The 21,772-nt window shown below is 68.4% G+C and carries 23 protein-coding genes; 5 read left to right on the forward strand and 18 right to left on the reverse strand.

Translation table 11 applies throughout. The annotated features are described in order from the left end of the window. Window positions 1-79 precede the first annotated feature (79 nt). From KME78_RS01040 to KME78_RS01050, 3 genes are all read right to left on the reverse strand, one after another. Entirely contained in the window at window positions 80-3,388 is a 3,309-nt protein-coding gene (locus KME78_RS01040) for a LamG-like jellyroll fold domain-containing protein (RefSeq protein ID WP_219526778.1), read from the reverse strand. 163 nt (window positions 3,389-3,551) lie between these two features. Continuing rightward, a complete protein-coding gene (locus KME78_RS01045) occupies window positions 3,552-4,256 on the reverse strand; it encodes an alpha/beta hydrolase (RefSeq protein WP_219527182.1) in 705 nt (234 codons plus the stop codon). Window positions 4,257-4,359: 103 nt separating this feature from the next. Then, a complete protein-coding gene (locus KME78_RS01050; RefSeq protein WP_219526779.1) occupies window positions 4,360-4,650 on the reverse strand; it encodes an Rv1322 family protein in 291 nt (96 codons plus the stop codon). 116 nt (window positions 4,651-4,766) lie between these two features. On the opposite strand from KME78_RS01050, the gene nucS reads away from it, so the two are divergent. From nucS to KME78_RS01070, 4 genes are all read left to right on the forward strand, one after another. Beyond that, on the forward strand, window positions 4,767-5,429 hold the full coding sequence (gene nucS / locus KME78_RS01055; protein WP_219526780.1) for an endonuclease NucS: 663 nt from the start codon (window positions 4,767-4,769) through the stop codon (window positions 5,427-5,429). Window positions 5,430-5,505: 76 nt separating this feature from the next. Then, window positions 5,506-6,819, forward strand: coding sequence for a carotenoid oxygenase family protein (locus KME78_RS01060; protein WP_219526781.1), 1,314 nt, complete (start codon window positions 5,506-5,508; stop codon window positions 6,817-6,819). A gap of 32 nt (window positions 6,820-6,851) precedes the next feature. After that, on the forward strand, window positions 6,852-8,324 hold the full coding sequence (locus KME78_RS01065) for an aldehyde dehydrogenase family protein (RefSeq protein ID WP_219526782.1): 1,473 nt from the start codon (window positions 6,852-6,854) through the stop codon (window positions 8,322-8,324). A gap of 144 nt (window positions 8,325-8,468) precedes the next feature. Continuing rightward, window positions 8,469-9,011: a TetR/AcrR family transcriptional regulator gene (locus KME78_RS01070; protein WP_246650113.1), complete on the forward strand. Its 543-nt coding sequence runs from the start codon at window positions 8,469-8,471 to the stop codon at window positions 9,009-9,011. Between the two features lie 197 nt (window positions 9,012-9,208). Here the strand turns inward: KME78_RS01070 and KME78_RS01075 are convergent, their stop codons facing one another. The 4 genes from KME78_RS01075 to KME78_RS01090 all read right to left on the reverse strand — a co-directional run bounded on the left by KME78_RS01075 (window position 9,209) and on the right by KME78_RS01090 (window position 12,801). Further along, window positions 9,209-9,526: an STAS domain-containing protein gene (locus tag KME78_RS01075; RefSeq protein WP_219526784.1), complete on the reverse strand. Its 318-nt coding sequence runs from the start codon at window positions 9,524-9,526 to the stop codon at window positions 9,209-9,211. A gap of 90 nt (window positions 9,527-9,616) precedes the next feature. After that, window positions 9,617-10,747, reverse strand: coding sequence for a sensor histidine kinase (locus KME78_RS01080; protein ID WP_219526785.1), 1,131 nt, complete (start codon window positions 10,745-10,747; stop codon window positions 9,617-9,619). A gap of 39 nt (window positions 10,748-10,786) precedes the next feature. Beyond that, window positions 10,787-11,908, reverse strand: a complete 1,122-nt coding sequence (locus KME78_RS01085) for an ABC transporter permease (protein ID WP_308126760.1) — start codon at window positions 11,906-11,908, stop codon at window positions 10,787-10,789. Next, window positions 11,905-12,801, reverse strand: coding sequence for an ABC transporter ATP-binding protein (locus KME78_RS01090; RefSeq protein WP_219526786.1), 897 nt, complete (start codon window positions 12,799-12,801; stop codon window positions 11,905-11,907). Before KME78_RS01090 ends, KME78_RS01085 begins: the two co-directional genes overlap by 4 nt. A 126-nt stretch (window positions 12,802-12,927) precedes the next feature. On the opposite strand from KME78_RS01090, the gene KME78_RS01095 reads away from it, so the two are divergent. Further along, entirely contained in the window at window positions 12,928-13,518 is a 591-nt protein-coding gene (locus KME78_RS01095) for a cob(I)yrinic acid a,c-diamide adenosyltransferase (RefSeq protein WP_219526787.1), read from the forward strand. Here KME78_RS01095 and KME78_RS01100 read toward each other — a convergent pair. The 11 genes from KME78_RS01100 to KME78_RS01150 form a co-directional block, all read right to left on the reverse strand. Continuing rightward, a complete protein-coding gene (locus tag KME78_RS01100; RefSeq protein ID WP_308126786.1) occupies window positions 13,515-13,892 on the reverse strand; it encodes a DUF2550 domain-containing protein in 378 nt (125 codons plus the stop codon). The genes KME78_RS01095 and KME78_RS01100 overlap by 4 nt on opposite strands. 36 nt (window positions 13,893-13,928) lie before the next feature. Continuing rightward, the gene (locus tag KME78_RS01105) at window positions 13,929-14,330 is read right to left on the reverse strand and encodes a F0F1 ATP synthase subunit epsilon (RefSeq protein WP_219526789.1); all 402 of its coding nucleotides are present in this window, start codon (window positions 14,328-14,330) and stop codon (window positions 13,929-13,931) included. Between the two features lie 61 nt (window positions 14,331-14,391). Next, window positions 14,392-15,837, reverse strand: coding sequence for a F0F1 ATP synthase subunit beta (gene atpD / locus KME78_RS01110; RefSeq protein WP_219526790.1), 1,446 nt, complete (start codon window positions 15,835-15,837; stop codon window positions 14,392-14,394). A gap of 1 nt (window position 15,838) precedes the next feature. After that, complete coding sequence (locus KME78_RS01115; RefSeq protein ID WP_219526791.1) at window positions 15,839-16,741, reverse strand: F0F1 ATP synthase subunit gamma; 903 nt, start codon at window positions 16,739-16,741, stop codon at window positions 15,839-15,841. 3 nt (window positions 16,742-16,744) lie between these two features. Continuing rightward, window positions 16,745-18,394, reverse strand: a complete 1,650-nt coding sequence (gene atpA, locus KME78_RS01120; RefSeq protein WP_219526792.1) for a F0F1 ATP synthase subunit alpha — start codon at window positions 18,392-18,394, stop codon at window positions 16,745-16,747. Window positions 18,395-18,418: 24 nt separating this feature from the next. Further along, on the reverse strand, window positions 18,419-19,228 hold the full coding sequence (locus tag KME78_RS01125; RefSeq protein ID WP_219526793.1) for a F0F1 ATP synthase subunit delta: 810 nt from the start codon (window positions 19,226-19,228) through the stop codon (window positions 18,419-18,421). A gap of 8 nt (window positions 19,229-19,236) precedes the next feature. Beyond that, window positions 19,237-19,788 carry a F0F1 ATP synthase subunit B gene (locus KME78_RS01130; RefSeq protein WP_219526794.1) on the reverse strand — a complete coding sequence of 184 codons (552 nt, stop codon included), beginning with the start codon at window positions 19,786-19,788 and terminating at the stop codon, window positions 19,237-19,239. A gap of 31 nt (window positions 19,789-19,819) precedes the next feature. Further along, entirely contained in the window at window positions 19,820-20,050 is a 231-nt protein-coding gene (gene atpE, locus KME78_RS01135; protein WP_185071369.1) for an ATP synthase F0 subunit C, read from the reverse strand. Between the two features lie 73 nt (window positions 20,051-20,123). After that, window positions 20,124-20,915: a F0F1 ATP synthase subunit A gene (atpB, locus tag KME78_RS01140; protein WP_219526795.1), complete on the reverse strand. Its 792-nt coding sequence runs from the start codon at window positions 20,913-20,915 to the stop codon at window positions 20,124-20,126. Window positions 20,916-20,982: 67 nt separating this feature from the next. Further along, complete coding sequence (locus KME78_RS01145; protein WP_214641702.1) at window positions 20,983-21,198, reverse strand: AtpZ/AtpI family protein; 216 nt, start codon at window positions 21,196-21,198, stop codon at window positions 20,983-20,985. A 65-nt stretch (window positions 21,199-21,263) separates the two neighbouring features. Next, window positions 21,264-21,686: a Cg1360 family ATP-synthase-associated protein gene (locus KME78_RS01150; protein ID WP_219526796.1), complete on the reverse strand. Its 423-nt coding sequence runs from the start codon at window positions 21,684-21,686 to the stop codon at window positions 21,264-21,266. Window positions 21,687-21,772 lie beyond the last annotated feature (86 nt).

The following is a 21,772-nucleotide window of genomic DNA, read 5'->3' on the forward strand; positions in this document are numbered from 1 at the left end:
ACGATTCCAGTGCGAATCCGGCAGGTCTAACCCACTCGGCTGATCCATTTTTTCCGACCTCTCCCGGTCTTTTGGGGGGTTATTGGGCGGCTAGTTGGGAGATTTGCTCGGCGTTCAGCACCCCGTCATACGTGCGGACGTCGTCCACGGTCCCCGGCCAGTAGCCGGCGAAGACGCCCGCGGCCTTGGCCCGGCCGAGCTGCAGCGGGCCGGTGGCGTTCCACGCGCTCACGTGGTCGGTGATGGTGCTGTCGGACAGGCGGCCGTTGACGTAGACGCGCAGCTCACCCGCGAGCGGGTCGTAGACCCCGGCCACGTGGGTCCACTCCAGCGGCGCGGGTACGGCGTCGGACCGCGTACGCACCAGCGCGGCGGTGTCGGTGTCGGCGGCGGCCATGCCGAGGACCCACCGTCCCTGCTCCTTGTCGTAACCGAGCTGGAAACCGCTGGCCCTGGTCCCGGACTGGGAGACGGCGGCGGCGTCGCGGGTGGGCAGGTAGTCGAGCTGGGTCCACATGGCGACGGTGAACCCGGCCTTGGTGTTGACGGCGGGCGCGCCGGCCTGTGCGTGGCCGTTGACGCCGTCGAGCGCGAGCGCGCCGTCCAGCCAGCCTTCGCCCCAGGTGGCGGTGCCGGCCAGCGTCGCGGCGGTGGCCCGGCCCGAGGAGTCGGCGGCGAGCGTGCCGGACTCCTCGTCGAGCTTCCAGTGCCCGACCAGCGTCGCGGCGCTGTTCACCAGGTCGGCGACCTCGTCGGCGAACATCGCCCGGCCGTAGACGCGGACCTCGTCGAGGTCACCGGGCCAGAACTCCGCCCCGGCGCCGTTGACCTTCCCCCGGCCGATCGCCAGCGACCCGGTCGCGTCCCACGGCTGGGTGAAGGGGACCGTCGACTCCAGCCGGCCGTTGACGTACAACGACAGCTCCTTGGCGGCCGAGTCGTAGACGCCGGTCAGGTGGGTCCACTCACCGAGCCTCGGCGCCGCCGCCGACAGCGCGCGCACGCTCTGCGCCCCGTCGGCGTCCGCGACCGTACGGCTCAGGGCCCAGCGGTCGTCGGCCTTGGAGTACTGCAGGGAGAAGCCACCGGTCCGCGCGCCATCCTGGCTGACCGCTGTCGCGGTGGCGGTCGTGCTGGTCAGCCGCGCCCAGGCGGAGACGGTGAAGTTGCGCTGGGTGGACACGGCGGGGCCGCTGGTCACCGCGTACGCGCCTGTTCCGTTGAGCCGCAGTCCCAGTCCGGTCCTGCCGGTGGTCCAGGTGGCTCCGGACAGGGTGGCGTGGTGGGCACCCGTGCCGTCGGCGGCGACGGTGCCCTGGCCCTCGTCCAGGGTCCAGTGGCCGTCGGGGGCCGTCCCCGCGTTGACGTTGAACAGGTAGGTGCGGATCGGGCCCTGCTGTCCCGCGCGGTCCTTACTGCGTACCGACAGCACGTTGGGGCCGTCGTGACGCGGCGTGAGCTGGATCGTCGCCGCCCCACCCGACTGGGTGGCCGCGACCTCCGTCTTCGGCGCGGTGTCGAGGCCATAGACGTAGGTGACGACGTCGGGGACGCCGTTGGCGGCGAAGGTGAAGGAGCCGACCCGGCCGAGGCCGTCGTTCCAGCCGCCCTCCGGGTACTCCGGCGAGGTCACCTCCGGCTCCTTGCCAGGGGCGGAGGCGTCGACCGTGGCCTCGCACCAGGGGCCCCACGCGCTGTCGGCCTTGCCGTCCTCGGCGCGGACCCGCCAGCGGATCTGCGAGCCGTCGGCGTAGGCGCCCGCGGGGATCTGCGCGTAGAAGGCGCTGCCCGTGCTGGCCAGCCCGGTGACGTACTCGCCCACCTTCACACCGGCCGCGTTCCACCACTCGAACCGGCCCCTGACCGAGTTGTCGACGTCACGCAGCTTGGCCCACAGCTTCGGCGCCGCGCCGCTGATGATCGGTCGCGCGTCCCCGGACACGCAGCCGCCTCCCGGGTCCGACCACGCGTCGGCGGCGACGGGCGCGGACGGCAGCGAGTTGTACTCGATCACCAGGCTGGGGTTGTTCTTGAACTTCTTCCAGCCGTAGCTGTCCGTCTCGCTCGTCGCCCTGATCCCGATCGTGGTCGTGGGCCACTTCTTCGCGGCCGCCTCGACCACCACGGACGTGACATCGAACTCCACGCCGCCGGGCAGGCAGGCCGATCCCCAGCCCTTCGCCACGTTCACCGTGGACAGGAGCCTGTTCCACGTCGGCTGGACCTTCCAGGTGGTGGTCTTGCTGATCGGACCGGTGGACCAGGCCTCGACCTGCCGCTTGGTGCAGGAGTAGGACCAGGTCTCGTACGTACGCAGCGTCGCCTTGATGATCTGCTTGCCGTGGATGGTCGCGCCGGTGGCCATCTGGAAGAACGACCGGTTGGTCTGCCCGGAGACGTGTCCCGCCCTGGCGACGTCGTTGGCGTTCAGGAAGTTGGAGGTGGGGTTGTTGCTCCAGACGGACGTCCACGAGCCGCGAGCCGCCGAGAAGAACGGGTCGAGGTAGACGGGATAGCGGGTCGCCGGATCCTCGATCATGCCCCGGTGCGGCTTGAGCACCAGCTTCTGGCCGACCAGCTTGAGGCCCATCACCTCGTGCCGGGCGTCCGCGGGCGAGCCTTCCCCGGCGGCCAGCGTGCGGGCGGCCGAGGATCCGGAGGAGTCCCACATCATCGGCGGCGAGGCGGTGAAGATCGTGCCGCCGTTCGCGTCGTTGGCTTCGAGGTTGCCGCCCTGGGTGGACTTCATCGACAGCCCGCTGGTCTTGATCGGGAAGCTCAGCTCGGCCAGGGCCGGGTTCTCGGCCGCCGCCCGCGACTTGACCACGAGGAGATGCGAGAAGCCGTCGACGTCCGCCTTCACCTGGAGATCCACGCCGGGCAGGACCTCGGGGTAGGTCGCGGTGTCACCGCTCAGCGTCGGCTTCGGCAGTTGCCCGGGCCAGGCGAGCTCCAGTGTCTTGCCGCCGCGGTTCATCCGGGCGAGCGGCGCGCTCCCACCGCCCGAGAACGTGAGCCCCACTGCGGTGGCGACCGGGGCGAGCGACCCGTCGGGCTGCGACCGGAGCGTGGCGTCCGCGGCCACCCATGCGCCCGCCTGGCGGACCCGCACCGGCCGCACGTACTGCTCCAGGGTGAGGGTGCCGTCCGGCTTGGCGAAGACCTGGCGGGTCTCGGTGCGCATCGCCTCCACCTCGACCGGCTTGCCGGTCCGGCGGGCGAGAGCGAGCGCGGGCTCCTCCTCCGGCGCCGCGTTCTTGCTCTGTTGTCGAAGGCCGGCGTCCGTACTCTTCTGTCGCGCGCTGGCGACGGCGTCCAGATGATCAAGGGGCCCTGCCGCTACCGCCCCTGCCAACATCACCACGACCAGCCCACGAACTAAGCGCATTCACCCTCGCCGCTGCCGAGCCGGGACGCCGCGCAGGTCAAGCCCGCCCGGCGTCTCCACGATCTTCATTTGACGATCGGATTGTCACCCGGGAGAAGCGGTTCGTCTAGATCCCTGCCAAATTTCGTCAAAAATTGCGACATGTCTGAAAAAAATCGCCACGTCAGACGTCGACGGGCAGCGGAGCGGCGGACGGGTGCACCCGGCGGACGATCTCGTCCAGGACGATGCGTACGTACGGCTCGCCCACCCATAGGTGCTTGGCCCCGTCGACCCCGATGACCTCGGCCTGCGGCACCCGCGCGAACCGCCGCCTGGCCTCCTCGGGCCGCAGGTAGTCGTCGAACTCCGGCACCAGGGCCACCAGCGGCCGGCCGAACCCGGCCCACGCGTCCAGGTCCTCGTCCGTGGCCCGGTGCAGCGGCGGCGAGAGGAGGATGGCGCCCTCGACGAGCGGGTCGCGGGCCCACTTCAACGTCAGCTCGGTGCCGAAGGACCAGCCGACCACCCACACGTGCGGCAGGTCGTGGTATTCGGCGTACTCCAGCGCCGCCGCCACGTCGAACCGCTCCCCTTCCCCGCCGTCGAAGGTGCCGGAGGAGGTGCCGCGCTCGGAGGACGTGCCGCGCGTGTTGAAGCGGAGCACGGCCAGGTCGGCCAGGGCGGGCAGGCGGTTGGCGGCCTTCTTGAAGACGTGGCTGTCCATGAACCCGCCGTGCGTCGGCAGCGGGTGGAAGGTGACCAGCGTCGCCACGGGGGGCCGGTCGAGGGGCAGGGCCAGCTCCCCGACCAGGGTCTGGCCGTCGGCCGTGTGCAACTCGATCGGCTCTCGCCGGGCAGGCAGCACTGTCGCCGCGCGAATCTCCAACGTCGGTCCCTTCAGTGTGGTCATGTCGGCGGGCGGGTCACGGGGGGTGCGCCTTGGGGTCATGTCGCGGGGGGCTTGCGGCGGGGGGCTTGCCGTGGCCGTTTCAGTAGCGGGTGCGGCCGGGGCCGCGATCCAGTCTCTTCCGCCAGCAGGCCGGGTGCCAGTGGCGGCGCTCGTCGTCACCGCCGCTCCAGGCCGGCCAGGCCACCAGGTGCGGCTGCCCGGCGCGGATCTCCTGGTCGCAGCCGGGGCAACGGTAGATCTTGGTCGAGGTGGAGCCGGTGAGCGTGCGTACCTTCCACTCGCCGTCCGGCCATTCCTCGACCCGGTCCACGCCCCCGGGAAAACCGAGGGGACGGGACGACTCCCTGCGGCGGGCGCGGCGCGGGCTCACGTCTCCCGCCGCGCCGGCCCCGCCGCGCCTCCCGCCCTCGTCATGCCGAAGCCGGCCACTCCCACCATCTCGAACGCCATGCGTCCAGTTTTCCAGAGCCGGTAAGGTTGGCCGTCATGCGGCTGGTCATCGCGCGATGCAGCGTGGATTACATCGGACGGCTCACGGCTCACCTGCCGATGGCGCCAAGGCTCATTCTCATCAAGGCGGACGGCAGCGTGTCCATCCACGCCGACGACCGCGCCTTCAAGCCGCTCAACTGGATGAACCCGCCGTGCAAGCTCAAGGAGGACGGCGAGACCTGGACCGTCACCCACGGCAAGTCGGGCGAGAAGCTGGTCCTGACGATGGCCGAGGTCCTCCACGACTCCAGCCACGAGCTCGGCGTCGACCCCGGCCTGATCAAGGACGGCGTCGAGGCGCACCTGCAGGAGCTGCTCGCCGAGCACATCACGACACTGGGCCCCGGCTATTCGCTGATCCGCCGCGAGTACATGACGGCGATCGGCCCGGTCGACATCCTCTGCCGTGACGCGCTCGGCGCGACGGTGGCGGTCGAGATCAAGCGCCGCGGCGAGATCGACGGCGTCGAGCAGCTGACCCGCTATCTGGACCTGCTCAACCGCGACCCGCTGCTGACCCCGGTCCGCGGCGTCTTCGCCGCCCAGGAGATCAAGCCCCAGGCCCGGGTGCTGGCCGCCGACCGGGGCATCCACTGCGTCACCCTCGACTACGACACGCTACGCGGAATCGAACCGGAGAACCCCACGCTCTTCTGATACGCGGACGACGTTCCTGTGTTGACATGTCACGGCTAGACATTCTAGTTTTGACATATCAAGATTGGAGCGTGATATGACGACGCCTTCCTACCTGAGCGGCAACCTCGCCCCCATCTCCGACGAGACCGAGGCGTACGACCTGCCCGTCTCCGGCGCCCTGCCCACCGAGCTGACCGGGCGATACTTCCGCAACGGCCCCAACCCGAGGCCGGGCGAGGACCCCGGCCACTGGTTCGCCGGCCACGGGATGCTGCACGGCGTACGCCTCGACCGGGGACGGGCCGAGTGGTACCGCAACCGGTGGGTGCACACCAAGAAGTTCACCGACAACGCGCCCTTCATCAGCGAGAACGGCGTCGACCTGGCCGCGGTAACGGCCAACACCTCTGTGATCAGACACGCCGACCGCATCTTCGCGCTCGTCGAGAACGGCCTGCCGCACGAGCTGACACCGGAGCTGGCCACGGTCGGCCCGTGCGACTTCGGCGGGCGGCTGGCCACGGCGATGACCGCGCACCCCAAAGAGGACCCGGTCACCGGGGAGCTGCACTTCTTCGGCTACGGCTACTTCCCGCCGTTCGTCACCTACCACCGCCTGTCGGCGGACGGCGAGCTGGTGGAGAGCCGGGAGATCGAGGTGCCGAAGTCGACGATGATGCACGACTTCGCCGTCACCGAGCACTACCTGATCTGGCTCGACCTGCCCTTCGTGTTCGAGCTCGGGCGCGCGGGCATGCCGTACGCCTGGGACGACGGATACGGCGCGCGGATCGGCGTGTCACCCCGGCAGGGCGGCCCGACCAGGTGGTTCGACGTCGACCCGTGCTACGTCTTCCACGTCGGCAACGCCTGGGAGGACGCGGACGGCCGGATCGTGCTCAACGCCGCCCGCTACACGCAAGCCGGGTTCACCGGGCTGTGGGCGCACATCGGCAACACCGGGGACCCGGCCAGGCACGCGGCCACGATCGCCACCGCGACGCTGCACCGATGGACCCTCGACCCGGCGTCCGGCTCGGTCAAGGAGGAGGCGCAGGACGACCGGGGCATCGAGTTCCCCACGTACAACGACGCCCTGCTCGGCCGGGCCAGCCGCTACCTCTACACGGTGGGCGAGAACTCGCACTCCATCGTCAAGTACGACCACCAGACCGGCGCGGCCCAGGTGCGGGAGACCGGCGGCGACACGGGCGAGGCGGTGTTCGTGGCGGCCGAGGGAGCGCGGGCCGAGGACGAGGGCTGGCTGCTGTCGGTGGTCACCACGGGCGAGAGCTCCGAGCTGCTCGTCCTCGACGCCACCGACCTGTCGGACGTGGCGTCGGTCCGGCTGCCTCAGCGTGTTCCGGCCGGCTTCCACGGGACGTGGCTGGCGGACGGCCCACGCTAGTAAGCGATGGCTTACCGGTTTATGGTGACGCCATGACCACGCTGACGTTCGACTCACTGAACCCGGCGACCGGCGAGGTCGTCGGGAGTCACCCCAAGCAGTCCGCCGACGCCGTGCGCGAGAGCGTCGGCCGGGCCGAGCAGGCCGCGACGTGGTGGGCCGGGCTGGCCCCCGCCGAACGCCGCCGCCGCCTGCTCGACTACAAGGCCGTGCTCACCCAGCACCTCAAGGAGCTGGCCGGGCTCGTGCACGACGAGACGGGCAAGCCGGTCGGCGACGCCACGCTGGAGATCGTGCTGGCGATCACGCACCTCGACTGGGCGGCCCGCAACGCGGACAGGGTCCTGGGGCGGCGCCGCGTCTCGACCGGGATGATCGGCTTCAACCTGGCCGCCACGCTCGAATACCTGCCGCTGGGCGTGGTCGGCGTGATCGGTCCGTGGAACTACCCGGTCTTCACGCCGATGGGCTCGATCGCGTACGCGCTCGCGGCCGGCAACGCGGTCGTCTTCAAGCCCAGCGAGCTCACCCCCGGCGTCGGGGTACGGCTGGCGGAGCTGTTCGCCGAGTCGGTGCCGGAGCAGCCGGTGTTCCAGACCGTGACCGGGCTCGGGGAGACGGGCGCGCTGCTGGCGAAGGACCCTCGGGTCAAGAAGGTGGCGTTCACCGGCTCGACGGCCACGGCCAAGCGGGTCATGGCGGCCTGCGCCGAGAACCTGACGCCGATCGTGGCCGAGTGCGGTGGCAAGGACGCGTTCATCGTCGACGCCGACGCCGACCTGAAGGCCGCCGCCGACGCCTGCCTGTGGGGAGCGATGTCCAACGCCGGGCAGACGTGCGTGGGTGTCGAGCGGGTGTACGTCGTGGACGCCGTCTATGAAACTTTCATGCGCGAGCTGTCGGACCGGGTCGCCACGGTCAAAGCGGGCGAGGACTACGGCCCGATCACCATGCCGGGCCAGCTGGACATCATCCGGCGCCACATCGACGACGCCACCAAGTCCGGAAAAGTCGTGACAGGCGGCCCCGACTCGGTGCGCGCCCCGTACGTGGACCCGGTGATCGTCGAGGACGTCCCGGAGGACTCCCCCGCGGTGCGCGAGGAGACGTTCGGCCCGACCATCACCGTACGACGCACCCGCGACGCGCAACAGGCGCTGGAGCTGGCCAACGCCTCGGCATACGGGCTGGCAGGCACCGTCTTCTCCGGCAACGCCCGCCGGGCCATGGAATTGGCCCGGCTGATGCGCACCGGGATGACGGCCGTCAACTCGGTCATTTCATTCGCCGGGGTGCCCGCGCTGCCGTTCGGCGGGATCGGTGATTCGGGCTTCGGGCGCATCCACGGAGCCGATGGGTTGCGGGAGTTCGCCAGGCCCAAAGCGATCAGCCGACAGCGGTTCGCCATGCCCGGCATGAACCTGACCTCGTTCAGCAGGGGGCCCAAGGAGCTTGAGCGGCTGATCAGGCTTGTCACGTTCTTGCACGGGCGACGTAAGAGATAAAGTATATGCTCTTTCCCAAAACGGATCATCCGTCCATAATTGTGTGCTCTGGGGGCCACGATCATGTTGGACGGGTGGAATGTGAACCGGTCTTACCGGGGAATGTCGGCTGAGCAAAGGCTGGCGGACAGACGCGAGCGGCTGATGGCAGCCGCCTACACGCTATACGCGAAGCCAGGTTTCGCGGCGACGACGATCGAAAGACTGTGCTCGGAGGCCCGGATCTCGAACCGTGCCTTCTACGAATGTTTCGGTGGCCGAGAGGAACTTCTTCAGGCGCTGCACGAGCGATGCGTGGAGGAAAGCCTCGCAGTTGTTGCCAAGGCGTTACAAGAGGCGCCCGCGACCCTGGAGGACAGGGTGCGGGCGGGGATTCGCGCGTATATCGAGTTCGCCACGGCCGACTGGCGTCGCGCTCGCATCATGCACCTGGAGGTGCGCAGGTCGGGCGATGTTCTCACGGCTTCTCGCCAGCGTGCCGTCGACTCCTTCGCCCGCCTTGTCGAGGAGGCCGCGGCGGAATTCCCGCAGTCGGGCCGGCCGAATCGACGGTTGGTGGCGCTAGGAGCTATTGGAGCGCTACAAGAGCTGCTCATCGAATGGCTGCTGGCGGAGGACCCGCCGCCCATCGACGAACTGGTCGGCGTCGCCGTACACATCTTCGGCAGAACCCTCGGATCGTCGTGAGGCCCTGATTACGGATCGTGTTTATTTGGCAATGTGGTATGGCGAATAATCGCCGCGCTAATCAGGATATCCGGCGTTCTTCGAACTACTACCGCGTGTGGGAGTTTGGCCCACGAAAACGGCGAGCAGCGGCTGATCGCTGCTCGCCCTATATATCGCGACATCCGGCGTACTCCCGTGCACCGCCGGCCACCGCTTCAGGCCACCGCGACCTCCGAAGCCTCCACAGGCAGCACCCGATTCAGCCGGGTCACCGCCAGGATCCGCATGATCCGCGGCGGCACCCCCCGAAGAACGAGGCGGCGTTGCACGCTGATCGCGCGCCGATGCGTGCCCACGAGCACTCCGAGGCCGGTGGCGTCGATCATCTCCAGCTTGGAGAGGTCGAGGATCAGGTCTCCCTCGCCGGAGTCGACCGCGTCGTGCAGACGCGTCCGCACTCCCGCCGACGTTCCGGCGTCGAGTCTCGTCCCGATCCGCACCACCTGGGCACTTGGATCGCCCCGGACGCGCATGCCACCTCCTCAAGTCACGCCACGTGTCTCACGCGGCGTAGTCGTACCCTTCCGCAGGGCGCTTGCCGGGCTGAACCCGGCACTTGTCCACTACCCACAGATCGGGAGTGACACAACCGCCCGCAACAGGAACTCTCCATCGCCCGTTGGACGCGCCGTGACCTTGCCACCCACGCTCGCCAGCCGCTCCCCCATGCCCGTCAGGCCACTGCCCAGGTCGGCGACCTGGCGGCGGCCCACGCCGTCGTTGCGCACCCGCAGCTCCGCCTCCTCGTCGGTGAAGCGGAGCGTGATCTCGCAGAACGAGGCCGTGCTGTGCTTGAGCACGTTCGTCGCCGCCTCGCGGACGGCGTAGGCGAACGCGGGCGCCACGCCGCCCGGCGGCTCACGGTAGGGCAGCTGCAGCTCGCAGCGGATGCCGGCCGCTTCGAGCACCCCTTTCACGCTGTCCAGCTCGGCGTGCAGGTCGAGCTCGCGGTAGCCGCGCACGGCCTGGCGCAGCTCCCGCAGCGCCGTTCTGGTCAGCGCGTTCACCTCGGTCATCTCCGCCTTCGCGGCGACGGTGTCGGCCTCCGAGAGCCGTACGGCCAGCTCGGTCTTGACCGCGATGGCCGAGAGCTGGTGCCCCACGAGATCGTGCAAGTCCCTGGCGAAGCGCAGCCGCTCCTCCACGATCGCCAGCCGGGTGTGCGCCTCCCTGCCTTCATGTGCCTGTACGGCGAGCGTGTAGATCCAGGCCCAGAACCGGTTGCTCGGCGGCAACAAGGCGCACATCACCGTGTAGAGGAGTCCCATGAAGAAGATCGCCCCGCTGTCGCCCGGGACCGGGGCCGACAGCAGGCCCTGTCCGGAAAGGACCGCGATGGCGCCCAGCCCGGCGCCGGCCGCGAGCGTCCCCACCGCCAGGCCCACGGCCGTCCACGCGCGGACCCCGATCGTCGCCACGGACACCCACGCCAGCAGAGCGAAGCCCCACCCGAACGGGTCGCCTCCGCCCATAGCGGTGCCCAGCAAGGCGAGAGCGCCGGCCGCCACGACCTCTCTTCTGAGATAGCGACGCTCGAGGACAGCGCGGGTGATGCGCAGGAAGAACCAGGTGAAGCCGATCATGGCGATCAGAGCGGGCACGATACGCAGCCACGAGGCCGTACCACCGGCGACGGTGCCGAGAATCGCCATGACGATGGCGAACCACATCATCACGACTGCCGCGTTCAGCACGCATAGAGAGATTCGCCGTGCCCGCTTGATCGCGTCCACCTATTTCACACGCAACACGTCGCCGAGCTTGACCCTGGCCCCGGTACGCAGCACGGCCCGCTCGTACACCTTCGCGCCGAAGGACAGCACGCCGAGCACGGCCAGCACCATCAGCACCATGGACAGGCCGACCTCCCAGAACGGCACCTCGGCGGCGGCCATCCGCACCGGCATGACCATCGAGGAGAACGGCGGCACGAGCGAGGCGACCCTGGCCAGCGTGCCGGTGGGGTCGGTGGTGACGTAGAAGGCCCCGAAGTAGGTGACCATGATCAGCATGGTCAGCGGGGACATCACGTTGCCCACCTCCTCCTGCCGGGAGACCAGCGAGCTGAGCGCGGCCGCGAGCGTGGCGAAGAAGGCGTAGCCGAGCACGAACCAGACCAGCACCCCCGCCACGATGCCCGGCAGGCCGGGCGGGAAGTCCACCGCGATGCCCGAGACGAGCGAGGCCGAGATGCCGACCACGAGGATCGTGCCCAGGTTGATCAGGCCGAGCGCGCCCAGCCCGATGATCTTGCCGGCGAGCAGCTGCCAAGGCCGCACCGAGGTGAGCAGGATCTCCACGATCCGGCTGCCCTTCTCCTCCACCACGCCCATGGCGACCATCATGACCTGTCCGATGATCAGCATGAAGAGCACGAGGACGAGCACCACGGCGATCCCGGTCCTGGCGGCCTGGTAACGGGTGTCGGCGCCCACGGACACCATCTGGAGCGGCGGAATCGACACGCCCGCGGCGCCCAGCTTGAGCTCCCGGTTGGTGCTCTGCAGCAGCACGCCGAGCTCGGTGCCGATCTCGCCGTCGGTGAGGACCTTCTTGTTGTCGATCAGCGCCGCGTCCACGTCGCCGTCGAGCACCGCCTTCTTGGCCGCCGCCTCGTCGGGGAACGTCCGCCACGTGAACTCCGCGTCCGGCGCCGCCGCCTTCAGCGGCAGCTCCTGGGAGTGCACGGCACCGATCTTGTACGAGTCGGGCCTGTCGAAGACCTTCGGCGCGAACGCCACCCCGCCCACCAGCACGGCGGTGATGAGCAGCCCGATCACAAAGGCCTTCGTCCGGATATGGGTGGCGACCTCACGTCGCGCCACCAGCATCACACTGCTCATGCCGCCGTTCACGCCACGGCCTCCTTGAAGATCTCGGTAAGGGTCGGCTGGTCGGTGCCGAAGTGCTCGACCTGCCCGGCCTTCATGGCACGGCGCAGGATCTCCTGACCGTCGCCGTCGGTGGTGAGCAGCACGTGCCGGTCGCCGGTGACGGTGACGGTGCCGGGCAGGCCGTCGGCCCAACCGGGCGCCGGGTCGCGCACCACGACGCGGAGCGTACGGCTCTCCACCGCCCGCAGGTCGCCGACCGTGCCGCTGGCCACCATCCGGCCCGCCGACACGATGCCGACCGAGTCGCACAACCGCTCCACCAGCTCCAGCTGATGGCTGGAGAAGATCACCGGTACGCCACCGCGGCAGCGCTCCTGCAACACCGTGGCCAGCGCGTCGACCGCGATCGGGTCGAGCCCGGAGAACGGCTCGTCGAGCACCAGCACCTCGGGGTCGTGCACCAGCGCCACGGCGAGCTGCACGCGCTGCTGGTTGCCCAGCGACAGCGCCTCGACCGCGTCGCCCCTGCGCTCGGTCAGCCCCAGCCGCTCCAGCAGGTCGCCGGCCGCCGCCCTGGCCGCCGCGGCGTCCATCCCGTGCAACCGGCCGAAGTACTCCACCTGCTCGGCGACGCGCATCTTCTGGTACAGCCCCCGCTCCTCGGGCATGTAGCCGAACCGCCGCCGCTCGGTGTACTCCAGCGGTCTGCCCTGCCAGCTCACCGAGCCCGCGTCGGGCTGCAGCACGCCCATGACGATCCGCATGGTGGTCGTCTTGCCGGCGCCGTTCGCGCCGACGAATCCGAACATCTCGCCCGGCCGTACGACGAAGCTGATCCCGTCGAGGGCCACCTTGCCCTCCGGTGCGTCCGGCCCACCGGCGAAGCGCTTGCGCAGTTCGCTGATCTCGAGCATCAGATCCTCTCCTTCATCATGGGTCCATCGTCGCGGGTAGGGATTCGCGCTGGTAGTCGAGGAAATCACCGGAGCGGTATGCGCCCCGCGTCCGTTCCGGGTGACTTTTGTCATTACGCTGGCCCCATGACGCGCGCCGACAAGGACAAGCCGGTCGTCCTCTCCCGCATCTACACCCGTACCGGGGACGACGGCACCACCGCTCTGAGCGACATGAGCCGCGCCTCCAAGACCGACCCGCGCCTGGCGGCCTACGCGGACGTGGAGGAGGCGAACGCGCACCTGGGGCTGGCCATGTCGCACGGCACGCTGCCGGTGGAGCTGACGGCGGTGCTGATCCGCATCCAGAACGAGCTCTTCGACGTCGGCGCCGACCTGGCGACGCCGGTCACCGACAATCCGGAGTTCCCGCCGCTCAGGGTCGAACAGTCCTACATCGACTGGCTGGAGGCGAGGTGCGATGAGTTCAACGAGCAGCTCAAGCCGCTGCGCAGCTTCATCCTGCCCGGTGGCGACCCGGCCATAGCGGGGCTGCACGTGGCGAGGGTCACGGTCCGGCGCGCCGAACGTACGACGTGGGCGGCTCTGCAGACGCACGAGGACATGAACCCGCTGACGGCCGCCTACCTCAACCGCCTGTCAGACCTGCTGTTCATCCTGTGCAGGGTCGCGCACGCGGGTGGCGAGATCCTCTGGAAGCCGGGCGGCACCCGCTAGGCGACGTCCAGATACGCGCTCGGCGGCGCGGACTCGAGCCAGGCGAGGAAGCCGGTCAGGGCGTCGGCGCTCATCGCGAGCGACATGTCGCGCGTGGTGCCGGAACAGTCCACCGCGTAGAAACCGCTGTCCAGCTCGCGCCGGGAGGAAACGACAAGGCCCCGCCTCGCGATCGCGTGGCGGGGCCTGAGGCGTACACCTATGAGCGGGATCCAATGGAGCTCTCCGTCGGCATAGCGGGCTACCCCGCGCTGCCAGCCCTGGTCGCCTACTCGCAGGCGGCAGGGCACGCTCCCCCTGGAGCGCGCCACCACAAGCCCGCGCAACGCCACCAGGACGGCGACCAGTAGCACACAGATGAGAACCGTCGCCACCAAGCCGCCCCCTTGCCCTAAACCCACATCAAAGAACTAGACCTCTTCGCCGGCCGCACGCAGCCGGGCCTTGGCGCGCTTGGCCTCGATGGCCGCGTCGGCGTCTTCCTGACTGGCCTCGATCGCGGCCTGTGCCCGTTCGAGAGCGTCACGGGCAGCCGCGACGTCGACCTCGGAACCGAGCTCGGCCACCTCGGCGAGCACGGAGACCTCGTCGTCGGCCACGGAGATGAACCCACCGTGCACCGCCGCGACCAGGTCGCCCTTGCCCTCCCGCTTCACGCGCAGCACGCCGCCCTCGACGAGGACGCCGAGCACAGGTGCGTGTTGCGGCATAATACCGATCTCGCCGTCCACGGTCTTGGCAATCACCATGTCGGCCTCGCCCGACCAGATCTCACGCTCGGGCGAGACAACGCCTACTCTTAGCTTCGCCACGTAGGCTCCTTTCCGGACAGGAGTGGGGGCACGGCTTGCGCTATGCCCCCACTACGGGCGATCAGCGCTCGAGTTCCTTGGCCTTGGCGATGGCCTGGTCGATGCCGCCGACCATGAAGAACGCCTGCTCGGGCAGGTGGTCGTACTCACCCGCGCAGAGGCCCTTGAAGGAGGCGATGGTCTCGTCCAGCGGCACGTTCTCGCCGGGCTGGCCGGTGAACGCCTCGGCGGCGTACATCGGGTGCGACAGGAACCGCTCGATACGGCGGGCCCGCTGAACGACGACCTTGTCCTCTTCCGACAGCTCGTCGATACCGAGGATGGCGATGATGTCCTGGAGCTCGCGGTACTTCTGCAGGATCCGCTTGGTCTCCTGGGCCACCGCGTAGTGCTCCTCACCCACGACCTGCGGGTCGAGGATGCGGGAGCTGGAGTCGAGCGGGTCCACCGCGGGGTAGATGCCCTTCTCCGAGATCGGCCGGGAGAGCACGGTCTGCGCGTCGAGGTGCGCGAACGCGTTGTGCGGCGCCGGGTCGGTGATGTCGTCGGCGGGCACGTAGATCGCCTGCATCGAGGTGATCGAGTGACCGCGCGTCGAGGTGATGCGCTCCTGGAGCACACCCATCTCGTCGGCCAGCGTGGGCTGGTAACCCACCGCCGACGGCATACGGCCGAGGAGCGTGGACACCTCGGAACCGGCCTGGGTGAAGCGGAAGATGTTGTCGATGAAGAGCAACACGTCCTGCTTCTGCACATCGCGGAAGTATTCGGCCATGGTCAGCGCCGACAGGGCGACCCGCAGACGGGTGCCCGGCGGCTCGTCCATCTGGCCGAAGACGAGCGCGGTGTCCTTGAGGACGTCCGCCTCCTCCATCTCCAGCCAGAGGTCGTTGCCCTCACGGGTGCGCTCGCCGACGCCGGCGAACACCGAGGTGCCACCGAAGTTACGGGCGACCCGGCGGATCATCTCCTGGATGAGGACGGTCTTGCCCACACCCGCGCCGCCGAACAGGCCGATCTTCCCACCCTGCACGTACGGCATGAGCAGGTCGATGACCTTGATGCCCGTGACGAGCATCTCGGTGCGCGACTCGAGCTGGTCGAACTGCGGCGACGGCCGGTGAATGCCCCACTTCTCGTTGATCTTGAGAGAAGCGGTCGGCACGTCCAGCGCCTCGCCGAGCGTGTTCCACACGTGACCCTTGACGACGTCGCCGACGGGCACCGAGATCGGCGCGCCGGAGTCGGCGACGGCCGCACCGCGGACCACGCCGTCGGTGGGCTGCATGGAGATGGCCCGGACGAGGTTGTCACCCAGGTGCTGGGCGACCTCGAGGGTCAGCACCTTGGTTTCCTCACCGAGGGTGACCTCGAGGGTCAGCGCATTGTAGATGTCGGGCATCGCCTCGACGGGGAACTCCACGTCGACGACGGGCCCTGTGACGCGAGCCACGCGGCCGACACCGGCCGACGGGGTCTCAACGGTCTCAACAGCCTCTGCAGTCATTTCACTCTTTCCCCGCTGCGGCGTCAGCGAGCGCGTTGGCGCCACCGACGATCTCGCTGATTTCCTGGGTGATCTCGGCCTGACGAGCCTGGTTCATCTGCATGGTGAACACGCGGATCAGCTCGTTGGCGTTGTCCGTGGCGGACTTCATCGCGCGGCGACGCGCGGCCTCCTCTGAAGCCGCCGACTCCAGCAGCGCCGTGAAGATGCGGGACTCCACGTAGCGCGGCAGCAGCGACTCGAGCACGTCGGCCGCGGTGGGCTCGAACTCGAAGTAAGGAGGGATCGCGTCGCTCTCGCTCGCCTCGGTCTCCTCGACCTCCAGCGGCAGGATGCGCTTGACCACGACGTTCTGCGTGAGCATCGAGACGAACTCGGTCGAGACGATGTGGATCTCGTCGATCCCGTTCTCGTCCTTGAACGACTCGATCAGCAGCTCGGCGATCTCCTTGGCGTCGCCGTAGGCGGGCTTCCTGGAGAAGCCGACCCACTGCCCGCCCATCTCCCGATTACGGAAGGAGTGCCAGGTGACACCCTTACGGCCGGTGACGAACGGGATGGCGTCCAGACCACGGCTCTTCAGCAGTCCACGCAGGGCCTCAGCCTCACGCAGGACGTTGGCGTTGAAGCCGCCGCAGAACCCGCTGTCGCTGGTGACGATGAGCACGCCCGCCTTGGTGGGGTTCTCCTTCGCCACGGTCAGCGGATGGTCGACGCTGGAGGCGTTGCTGACGACGCCGGTGACGGCGCGAGTGATCTCACGCTCGTACGGCAGCGCCGCCTGCATCCGCATCTGCGCCTTCACGATCCGCGAAGAGGCGATGAGCTCCTGGGCACGGGTGATCTTGGCGGTCGACTTGACCGACTTGATCCGCCGACGCAGCAGCCTTAGCTGGGCACCCATGGGCTACTTCTTCTCCGCCGCGCGGACGACCTTACGGATCTTCTCCTGGCCGACCTCGCCCTCTTCGAGCGGCGCGACCGGCTCATCCTTGACCAGCAGCTCACCGGAGGAGGTGGTGAAGCCCTTCTTGAACTCCGTGACGGCGTCCTTGAGGGTGGTCACCGTGTCGTCCAGCAGATCCTTGGTCTCGCGGATGCTGTCGAAGACACCCTTGTGGCTGGTCTGCAGGTAGTCGAGGAACTCCGACTCGAAGCGGCGGACGTCCTCGACCGGCACCTCGTCGAGCTCGCCGGTGGTGCCGGCCCAGACCGACACGACCTCGCGCTCGACCGAGAACGGCGAGTACTGGGCCTGCTTGAGCAGCTCGGTCAGTCGCTGACCGCGCTCCAGCTGAGCCTTGGACGCCGCGTCGAGGTCGGACGCGAAGGCCGCGAAGGCCTCCAGGTCGCGATACTGCGACAGCGACAGCCGCAGCGTGCCCGCGACCTTCCGCATCGCCTTGATCTGCGCCGAGCCACCGACTCGCGAGACCGAGACACCGACGTTGATGGCGGGGCGGATACCGGCGTTGAAGTAGTCGGTCTCCAGGAAGCACTGCCCGTCGGTGATGGAGATCACGTTGGTCGGGATGAACGCCGAGACGTCGTTGCCCTTGGTCTCGATGATCGGCAGGCCGGTCATCGACCCCGCGCCCATGTCGTCGGAGAGCTTGGCGCAGCGCTCCAGCAGGCGGGAGTGGAGGTAGAAGACGTCGCCCGGGAAGGCCTCACGGCCCGGCGGGCGGCGCAGCAGCAGCGAGACCGCGCGGTAGGCGTCGGCCTGCTTGGTCAGGTCGTCGAAGACGATGAGAACGTGCTTGCCCTGGTACATCCAGTGCTGCCCGATGGCGGAACCGGTGTAGGGCGAAATGTACTTGTAGCCCGCGGGGTCGGACGCCGGAGCGGCGACGATCGTGGTGTACTCGAGCGCGCCCGCCTCCTCGAGGCGAGCCCGCACCTGGGCGATCGTCGAGCCCTTCTGGCCGACCGCGACGTAGACGCAGCGCACCTGCTTCTCCGGGTCACCGGAGGCCCAGTTGTCGCGCTGGTTGATGATGGTGTCCACGGCGATCGCGGTCTTGCCGGTGCCACGGTCACCGATGATCAGCTGACGCTGGCCACGGCCGATCGGCGTCATGGCGTCGATCGCCTTGATGCCGGTCTGCAGCGGCTGCTTCACCGGCTGCCGCTGGACGACCGAGGGCGCCTGGAGTTCGAGGGCGCGCAGGCCCTCGGCCTCGATCGCGCCCTTGCCGTCGAGCGGGTTGCCGAGGGGGTCGACCACGCGGCCGAGGAAGTTGTCGCCGACGGGCACGGACAGGACCTCGCCCGTCCGGCGGACCGTCTGGCCCTCCTCGATGCTGCTGAAGTCGCCCAGGACCACGACACCGATCTCGCGGGTGTCGAGGTTGAGTGCCAGGCCGCGCGTGCCGTCCTCGAACTCGAGCAGCTCGTTCGCCATCGCCGAGGGAAGGCCGGAGACATGGGCGATGCCGTCGCCACAGTCGACGACGGTCCCGATCTCCTCGCGCGCGGCGCCTTCCGGTTCGTACGCCTGGACGAAGCGCTCAAGCGCGTCCCGGATCTCGTCCGGCCGGATCGTAAGCTCCGCCATCTCTTCTCTGTCTCCTCTATCGCCCTAGCCGGCCAACCGGCGGCGGACTTCTTCGATTCGTCCCACAATGGTGGTGTCGATGATCTCGTCGCCGATGCGGACCGAGAAGCCACCGAGCACTCGGGGATCCACTTCGACGTTGATGTGCACGTCGCGACCGTAGGAGGTGCGCAGCCACGTGGTGATGCGCCGCTTCTGCTCCTCGGTCAGCTCGACCGCACTGCGCACCGTCGCCACGAGGCGCTGGCGCTGCTGTGCCACCAACCGGCCGAGCTCCTCCAGACCTGCCTCCAGGCTACGTCCACGAGGGTGCAGGACCAATTGCGTGATGAGGCGCAGGGTGGTGGGGGCGACACGGCTGCCGAGCAGGTCCTGCAGCAGTTGCCGCTTGCCCTCCTCGGCAGCGCTCGGGTCGGTGAGGGCGCGGCGGAGCTCGGGGTTGGCGGCGACGATCCGGCCGAAGCGGAAGAGCTCGTCCTCCACGTCGTCCAGCGTGCCCTGCGCCTCGGCCTCCGCGGCCGCGGCGATGACGCCGAGCCGTTCGAGCACGTCGGCCAGGTCACCGGCGCGCGACCACTTGGCCTCGACCGCGGCCTCGGCCGTGGCGATCGCGGCTTCGGCGACCTTGCCGTCGAGCAGGCCCCGGACAACCTGAGCCTTCTGAGCGGCGGGCCTGGCCGGGTCCGACAGGGCCCGGCGCAGTCCGTGCTCACGGTCCAGCAGATCGGCGATCGCGTTGAGGTCCTCGGCCAGCCGGCCCAGGTCCGCCGAGCCCGCCGCAGCGTTGAACCGCTCCTCGACCACGGCGAGAGAGTTCTTGCTGAGGCCTCTCATGTGGTCACTCACCGAACCGCCTGCGCGTCCGAGCTCTCCAACTCGTCGAGGAAGCGGTCGACAACGCGACGCTGCCGGGCCTCGTCCTCCAGGGACTCGCCGACGATGCGGCTGGCCAAGTCGGTCGACAGACGGCCGATCTCGGTACGGAGCTGGGCGAAGGCCGCCTGCCGGTCCGCCTCGATCTGCGCGTGCGCCGCCTCGACGAGACGGCGGGCCTCGGCCTGCGCGTCCTCGCGGAGCTCTGCCCTGATCTGCGCGGCCTGCTCGCGAGCTTCCTCACGGAGACGAGCCGCTTCGTGCCTGGCCTCGGCCAGTTGGTCGCGGTACTGCTTCTGCAGGTTCAGTGCCTCGGCCTGAGCTTCTTCCGCTCGCTTTATGCCGCCTTCGATAGCGTCTGTCCGCTCGGCCAGCGTCTTCTGGATCCGGGGGACGAGCAGCTTACCGACGAAGAAGAGGACGACGAAGAACGAGAAGATACCGACGACGAGCTCGAATGTGTGCGGGATGAGGGGGTTGGACCCCTCCTCCGCGGCGAGGATCGTAGCTGCCATAGTCATGGATGCAGCCTTTCGTCAGGGATTCTTCTGGTCAGAGCGCCTGGAAGATGAACGGCGCGACCAGACCGAGCAGGGCGAGGGCCTCGGTGAGGACGAAGCCGAGGAGCATGTTCTGGCGGATCAGGCCGTAGGCCTCGGGCTGACGCGCGATGGCCTGCACGCCCTGACCGAAGATGATGCCGACGCCGATGCCGGGGCCGATGGCGGCGAGACCGTAACCGATGGCGGTGACGTTGCCGGAGACCTCAGCGAGAACGCTCATTGCTGTATTCCTTTACTGGACGGCCGGTGAAGCGTGTCTCCACCGGTCATGGATATTCCGGTATGGATGGTTCTCAGTGCTCTGCGTGAAGTGCGCCGCCGATGTACATCGACGCCAGCATGGCGAACAGGAACGCCTGCAGGAACTGGATGAACATCTCGAAGGCGGTGAAGATGATGGTCATGACAACGCCGATGACGCCCACGGACGCGCCGAGCGGGGTCAGCTTCTCGAACAGGAACCAGAAGCCCACCATGCTGAAGAACGCGAGGAGCATGTGGCCGGCGAACATGTTGGCGAACAGTCGGACCGCGTGCGTGAACGGCGCGATGATCATGTTCGACAGGAACTCGATCGGCGACAGCAGGATGTAGATCGGCTTGGGCAGTCCCGGCGGGAACATCATGTTCTTGAAGTAGCCGACCGCACCCTGGTGCTTGACACCCAGGTAGACCTTGAGCACGTAGATCGAGATGGCGAGCACGGCCGGGAAGGCGATGTGCGAGGCCACCGGGAACTGCAGGAGCGGAATGACGCCCATGATGTTCCACAGGAACACCACGAAGAACAGCGTCAGCAGCAGGCCCATCCACCGGTCGGCGTCCTTGCCCAGGAAGGGCCGGGCGACCTGGTCGCGGACGAACATGTAGCCGTACTCGGCGACATTCTGGACTCCCCTGGGCACGATCTTCGGGTTGCCGAAGGCCGCCCAGCAGAAGCCGATCACGATGACCGAGCTGAGGAGCGCGAGAAGAACCGGCTTGGTGAACCAGTCCACCCCGGGAATGATGGGGGCAAAATTGAACAGTTCATCAGGCGACGGCGCCTTGAACTGATCATCGGCGAGGACCGTCAGCGCACTCACGCGGCGTTCCCTTCAACGTCGTAGCGGATCACAAGGGTTTCCTCAGCGAAGTGGTCGCGCCGTGCGGCTAGCGACCGTACTTGCGGTAGACCAGGTACACGGACAGCACGATCCCCAGGACGACGCCTATAGGGAAGAACGCGGACGTGTCGAGCCAACGGTCCAGCAACCAGCCGCCACCGCCATAGATCGCCATCCCGGCGAGCAGGTAGCTGGGGATCGACCATGCGGCGTTGGCGAAGTCCTGACCGTCGTCTTCCGGTCGGCGTTCCTGTTCGCTCATCGCGGGGCCGACGATAGCAGGCCAGTAGAGGACTAGTCATATCGGACCCCATCCCTTTACCAGCCTCATGCGCCACCGTTCCCGGGGACCTTGGCTTCGGGGTCGACATAGAGCATTTTCGTCTTCATGAACGCCCGCACCTCGGCGGCCGTCCAGACGATCGTTCCCACCACGACGGACCAGGCGAAAGCCTTGGAGTTCCACGCCGTGGTGTCGCCGAAGGCCGCCAGCATCAGCATGATGACGACGACTTTGACGAGATAGCTGCCCATCGCGGCGATGGCCATGAGCTGTGGGGAGATTCGGGCGGCATAGGAGACCGCTACCACGCTGATGCTGAAGAAAACACCGACGAGCAGAGTGCCGATGGTCGCGCCCAGCGCTCCCTTCGCTCCCGCCAGGAGCAGGGCCACGACCACGGCGACCACCCCAACCGCAAGGGTGGGGATCGCGGCACTCTTGAGTACGCGCACGTCGTTGGCCTGCATCGGTGCTCCAGTAAGCATGTTATCAAGCGAGCGTTTGCTACCCCCAAAGCCGGTGCATTGGGGGCCCCTGCTCGTGAAAGATATCA

Origin of the sequence: Nonomuraea guangzhouensis (assembly GCF_019396345.1) — a bacterium.
Taxonomy (GTDB): Bacteria; Actinomycetota; Actinomycetes; order Streptosporangiales; family Streptosporangiaceae; genus Nonomuraea; species Nonomuraea guangzhouensis.

Excerpts from the sequence above, each read along its gene's own strand:
- KME78_RS01040 (WP_219526778.1), bottom strand. The coding sequence starts at position 3,388 with ATGCGCTTAGTTCGTGGGCTGGTCGTGGTGATGTTGGCAGGGGCGGTA.
- nucS (WP_219526780.1), top strand. The coding sequence starts at position 4,767 with ATGCGGCTGGTCATCGCGCGATGCAGCGTGGATTACATCGGACGGCTC.
- KME78_RS01060 (WP_219526781.1), top strand. The coding sequence starts at position 5,506 with ATGACGACGCCTTCCTACCTGAGCGGCAACCTCGCCCCCATCTCCGAC.
- KME78_RS01065 (WP_219526782.1), top strand. The coding sequence starts at position 6,852 with ATGACCACGCTGACGTTCGACTCACTGAACCCGGCGACCGGCGAGGTC.
- KME78_RS01070 (WP_246650113.1), top strand. The coding sequence starts at position 8,469 with ATGGCAGCCGCCTACACGCTATACGCGAAGCCAGGTTTCGCGGCGACG.
- KME78_RS01075 (WP_219526784.1), bottom strand. The coding sequence starts at position 9,526 with ATGCGCGTCCGGGGCGATCCAAGTGCCCAGGTGGTGCGGATCGGGACG.
- KME78_RS01090 (WP_219526786.1), bottom strand. The coding sequence starts at position 12,801 with ATGCTCGAGATCAGCGAACTGCGCAAGCGCTTCGCCGGTGGGCCGGAC.
- KME78_RS01095 (WP_219526787.1), top strand. The coding sequence starts at position 12,928 with ATGACGCGCGCCGACAAGGACAAGCCGGTCGTCCTCTCCCGCATCTAC.
- atpD (WP_219526790.1), bottom strand. The coding sequence starts at position 15,837 with ATGACTGCAGAGGCTGTTGAGACCGTTGAGACCCCGTCGGCCGGTGTC.
- KME78_RS01115 (WP_219526791.1), bottom strand. The coding sequence starts at position 16,741 with ATGGGTGCCCAGCTAAGGCTGCTGCGTCGGCGGATCAAGTCGGTCAAG.
- atpA (WP_219526792.1), bottom strand. The coding sequence starts at position 18,394 with ATGGCGGAGCTTACGATCCGGCCGGACGAGATCCGGGACGCGCTTGAG.
- KME78_RS01125 (WP_219526793.1), bottom strand. The coding sequence starts at position 19,228 with ATGAGAGGCCTCAGCAAGAACTCTCTCGCCGTGGTCGAGGAGCGGTTC.
- KME78_RS01130 (WP_219526794.1), bottom strand. The coding sequence starts at position 19,788 with ATGACTATGGCAGCTACGATCCTCGCCGCGGAGGAGGGGTCCAACCCC.
- atpE (WP_185071369.1), bottom strand. The coding sequence starts at position 20,050 with ATGAGCGTTCTCGCTGAGGTCTCCGGCAACGTCACCGCCATCGGTTAC.
- KME78_RS01145 (WP_214641702.1), bottom strand. The coding sequence starts at position 21,198 with ATGAGCGAACAGGAACGCCGACCGGAAGACGACGGTCAGGACTTCGCC.
- KME78_RS01150 (WP_219526796.1), bottom strand. The coding sequence starts at position 21,686 with ATGCAGGCCAACGACGTGCGCGTACTCAAGAGTGCCGCGATCCCCACC.